Source organism: Elstera litoralis (assembly GCF_000963705.1).
Classification (GTDB): Bacteria; Pseudomonadota; Alphaproteobacteria; order Elsterales; family Elsteraceae; genus Elstera; species Elstera litoralis.
The window spans coordinates 1-4,113 of the sequence record NZ_LAJY01000326.1; the positions used below are offsets into that span (position 1 = coordinate 1).

At 61.8% G+C, this 4,113-nt stretch carries 6 protein-coding genes; 3 read left to right on the forward strand and 3 right to left on the reverse strand.

The features are described from left to right. The 3 genes from VZ95_RS12835 to VZ95_RS12845 form a co-directional block, all read left to right on the forward strand. The coding region (locus VZ95_RS12835) for a carbohydrate ABC transporter permease (protein WP_045776196.1) at positions 1-344 on the forward strand (344 nt) is incomplete at its 5' end. A gap of 4 nt (positions 345-348) precedes the next feature. Further along, on the forward strand, positions 349-1,461 hold the full coding sequence (locus VZ95_RS12840) for an ABC transporter ATP-binding protein (RefSeq protein WP_045776197.1): 1,113 nt from the start codon (positions 349-351) through the stop codon (positions 1,459-1,461). Between the two features lie 91 nt (positions 1,462-1,552). Then, entirely contained in the window at positions 1,553-2,305 is a 753-nt protein-coding gene (locus tag VZ95_RS12845) for a copper homeostasis protein CutC (RefSeq protein ID WP_045776198.1), read from the forward strand. On the opposite strand, the gene VZ95_RS12850 is transcribed toward VZ95_RS12845, so the two are convergent. From VZ95_RS12850 to VZ95_RS12860, 3 genes are all read right to left on the reverse strand, one after another. Then, positions 2,288-3,016: an ABC transporter permease gene (locus tag VZ95_RS12850; protein WP_045776199.1), complete on the reverse strand. Its 729-nt coding sequence runs from the start codon at positions 3,014-3,016 to the stop codon at positions 2,288-2,290. The genes VZ95_RS12845 and VZ95_RS12850 overlap by 18 nt on opposite strands. Before the next feature lie 4 nt (positions 3,017-3,020). Next, the gene (locus tag VZ95_RS12855; protein WP_045776200.1) at positions 3,021-3,695 is read right to left on the reverse strand and encodes an ABC transporter permease; all 675 of its coding nucleotides are present in this window, start codon (positions 3,693-3,695) and stop codon (positions 3,021-3,023) included. A gap of 94 nt (positions 3,696-3,789) precedes the next feature. After that, positions 3,790-4,113: transporter substrate-binding domain-containing protein (locus VZ95_RS12860; RefSeq protein WP_045776201.1), on the reverse strand; the 324-nt coding region annotated here is incomplete at its 5' end.

Sequence of the window (4,113 nt, forward strand, 5' to 3'; positions counted from 1 at the left end):
TCCCCGATGATCTGGTGAAAGCCGCCACCATCGACGGCGCGGGCTTCTTCCAGATTTTCTTTAAGATCATGCTGCCGATTTCGACGCCGATCATGGTCGTCTCGATCATTTGGCAGTTCACCCAGATTTGGAACGACTTCCTGTTCGGGGCCTCCTTCAGCTCCGGCGCGTCGGCCCCGATTACGGTGGCGCTCAACAATCTCGTCAACACAACCACGGGCGTGAAACAGTACAATGTGGATATGGCCGCCGCGATTATCGCCGCCCTGCCGACCCTCGTTGTTTATGTGTTCGCCGGGAAATATTTCGTCCGGGGCTTAACCGCCGGATCGGTGAAAGGGTAAGCTCATGGCCACGCTCACAATTAAAAATGTGCAGAAGCGGTATGGGAACGTCGCCGTGCTGAAGGGCATCGACCTCGAACTGCACGATGGCGAATTCCTCGTGCTGCTCGGCCCCTCCGGCTGCGGAAAATCGACCCTGCTGAACATGATCGCCGGGCTCGATACCATCAGCGACGGCGCCATTGAAATCGACGGGCGGGTGATTAACGACATCCACCCGAAAGACCGCGACATCGCCATGGTGTTCCAGTCCTACGCGCTCTACCCGAATATGAGCGTGGCGCGGAACATCGCCTTCGGGCTCGAAATGCGCGGCGTCAATAAGCCCGACCGCGAGGCCGCCGTGAAGAAGGTGGCGGCCCTCTTGCAGATGGAACATCTGTTGGAGCGCAAACCGGCCCAGCTTTCCGGCGGCCAGCGTCAGCGCGTCGCGATGGGCCGCGCCCTGGTGCGCGACCCGAAAGTCTTCCTGTTCGACGAGCCTTTGTCGAACCTCGACGCCAAGTTGCGTGTGGATATGCGCACCGAAATCAAAAAGCTGCATCAGCGCCTGGGCACGACGATTGTCTATGTGACCCACGATCAGATCGAAGCCATGACGCTGGCAACGCGTATCGCCATTATGAAAGAAGGCGTGGTGCAGCAGTTCGCACCGCCCCAGGAAGTTTATGAGCAGCCCGCCAATATCTATGTGGCCAGCTTCATCGGCTCCCCCGCGATGAACTTCATCCCGGCGCAGATTGTGAGCGAGGCCGACCGCATCGGCGTGCGCATCGAGGGCGCGCAAGGCTCCTCCGTCCTGCCGATCCCCGAACCCTCGGCGGCGGTGCTGAAGAAGGTGGGGCACGAGGTCATCCTCGGCGTGCGCCCGGAAACCATTGCCCGCTACCAGCATGGCACGAACCTGCCGCCCAACTTCGCCCGCTTCTCGGCGCAAGTGAGCGTCACCGAACCCACGGGCGCGGATACGCTAACCTATCTCGCGCTCGGTGGCCGCGACGCCATCGCCCGCGTCCCGCCAAAGGAGGCTCCCAACGCCGGGGAAGTGGCGGAATTTACGGTCGATATGGCGCGGGCGTGCTTGTTTGATCCGAAGACGGAACAAAGGATCGGTTAGAGCATCTCACCCCCGCTTCGGCGGGGGTTTCCTTGTCGGGGCGCACCAATCATAACGGCACCTAATCGTAAGACTGAGTAAGGACACTCCCATGCCCCGCCCCCTCATCGAACTCTGCGTTGAAAATACCGATGGTCTGTTGGCCGCCCAGGCGGGCGGGGCGGATCGGGTGGAGCTGTGTGCGTCGTTGCTCGAAGGCGGGCTCACGCCCAGTCTGGGGATGGTGCGGGAAGCGTTGCGGGTGGCGCGGGTGCCGGTGTTTGTGATGGTGCGCCCGCGCGGTGGGGATTTTCTCTATTCCGAGGTGGAATTCGCCGCGATGCTGGAAGACGTGCGCCTCTTCCGGGAGATGGGCGTGCCGGGGGTGGTGTTCGGCTGTTTGACCGCCGACGGCCAGATCGATGCGGCGCGGATGGGCGCGCTGGTTGAGGCCGCCCGGCCGATGCAGGTCACCTGTCACCGCGCCTTCGATATGGTGCCGGACCCGCAGGCGGCGCTCGAAGCGCTGATTGCGCTGAGGGTGGACCGGGTGCTGACCTCCGGCCTCGCCGATAGCGCCGTCGAGGGGCTCGATACCCTGCGCACGACGGTCGAGGCGGCGCGCGGGCGCATCACGATCTTGGTCTGCGGCGGGCTCACGCCCGACACCATCGCGCCGGTGTGGCGGGCGACCCAGGCGGACGAGTTGCATTTCGCCGCTCTCATCGATACCCCGAGCGGCATGCGCTTTCGCAACCCCAGCATCGGCATGGGCGGCACGGCGCTGGAGCGCGAATATACCAACCGCGTGACCAGCGAAGCCCTCGTGCGCCAAACCATCGCCGCCCTAGGTTTTGCGGACTAAATATCGGTTAAACCGCTTCTCCAGCAGCGCAAAAATCCGCGCAATCGCCCAAATCAGCACCAGATAGAAGGGCACCAGCACTAGATAGACCTTTGAATCATAGGTCTGGGTGAAGGCGCGGCCGGCGGCCCCCATCAGGTCCAGCATCGTCACCAGGCTGACGAGGGAGGTGGCCTTCATCGTTAGAATGGTTTCGTTGGAGAGGGCGGGAATGGCGATGCGTAGCCCGCGCGGCAGCAGAATGCGGCGGGTGAGCAGTTTCGGCGACATGCCGCAGGCAAGGGCGGCCTCGCGCTCGCCGTTCGGCACCGCCTGAATGCCGCCGCGAATCGGCTCGGCCATATAGGCCCCGGTATTGAGGGTGAAGGCGATCAACGCCAGCAGGAAGGGCGTGTTCAGCAGCGGCCAGAGGATCGACTCGCGCATCGCCGCCACGTCGCCGCCGTAAAGCTGCATCAGCACCGAGGGCAGGCCGTAATAGATCAGGAAAATCTGCACCAGCAGCGGCGAGCCGCGAAAGCAGACTGAATAAACGAGGGCAGCGCCCGCGATCAGCCAATTCTTCGACAGGCGGGCGAGCGCCAGCGGAATCGCGAGGCAAAAGCCCAGCAGGCACGACAGCACGGTCAGTTGCACCGTCGTCCACAGGCCATTGAGGAACTGCGGCCAATAGTTTTCGGCCAATTCAAGCAGGGAGGTGAGGAGTTCCATGCGCTTAGCCCATCCGCACGCCGCGCCGGGACTTTTGTTCCATCCAGCGCAGGAACAGAGTCGAGACCACGGTAATGGCAATAAAAATCAGGGCGGCGACCGAGTAGAAAGTGAAGGGCGATTTTGTAACCGCTGTGGCGATTTGGGTTTTGCGCAGCAACTCCTGCAAACCCACCACCGACACTAAGGACGTATCCTTAATCAACACCAGCCAGAGATTCCCCAGGCCCGGCAGGGCATAGCGCCACACCTGCGGCAGTTGGATGCGCCGGAAAATCAGCCAAGGCGACATGCCGAAGCTTTTGGCGGCTTCGATCTGCCCGACCGGGATCGCCAGAAACGCGCCGCGAAAGGTTTCCGACGCATAGGAGCCGAACACCAAGGACAGCGCCGTGACGCCGGCGGTAAAGCCATCAACCTCGACGTAATCCTCGAAAATCGAATTAAACAGGCTCTGGACGCCAAAATAAATGATGAGGATGGTCAGCAGTTCGGGCAGGCCGCGCAGCAGATTGGTGAGAATATCCACCCCGCGCGCCAGCCAGCGGATAGGCGAGAGTTTCGCCATCGCCGCCGCAAGCCCGATAAGAACGCCGAAGAACAGCGACGCGGCGGCAAGCTGCGCCGTCATCATCAGCCCTTCGAGCAACTGGGGGCCGAACCCCTGAAGATCAACCATTCGACTCCCTCTCCGGTTCGGCGTGTCGCGTCGTTAGAGGCACTTGGGGCGGCCTGTTGCGCCGCCCCAACCCTCGTTTCAAACCGCGCCGCGCTTAGCGGATATCGAATTCGAAATATTTATTGTTGATCTTGGTGTAGGTGCCGTTTGCCTTGATTGCGGCCAACGCCTTATTGAAAGCGTCGGTCAGGGCCTTATCGCCCTTGCGTACAGCAATACCCGCGCCACTACCCAAAATCGGATCGCGGATGAAATCGCCGACGCGCTCGAACTTGGCGGCACCGCCGTTGGCCTTAACCCACTCGTCGAGCACGGCGCTATCGGCCATGACGATATCGAGACGACCATTGGCGAGGTCCAGATTGGCTTCGTCCTGGGTCTTATACTGCTTCAGGCTCACGTCCTTATAACGCGCTTC

Excerpts from the sequence above, each read along its gene's own strand:
- VZ95_RS12855 (WP_045776200.1), bottom strand. The coding sequence starts at position 3,695 with ATGGTTGATCTTCAGGGGTTCGGCCCCCAGTTGCTCGAAGGGCTGATG.
- VZ95_RS12840 (WP_045776197.1), top strand. The coding sequence starts at position 349 with ATGGCCACGCTCACAATTAAAAATGTGCAGAAGCGGTATGGGAACGTC.
- VZ95_RS12850 (WP_045776199.1), bottom strand. The coding sequence starts at position 3,016 with ATGGAACTCCTCACCTCCCTGCTTGAATTGGCCGAAAACTATTGGCCG.
- VZ95_RS12845 (WP_045776198.1), top strand. The coding sequence starts at position 1,553 with ATGCCCCGCCCCCTCATCGAACTCTGCGTTGAAAATACCGATGGTCTG.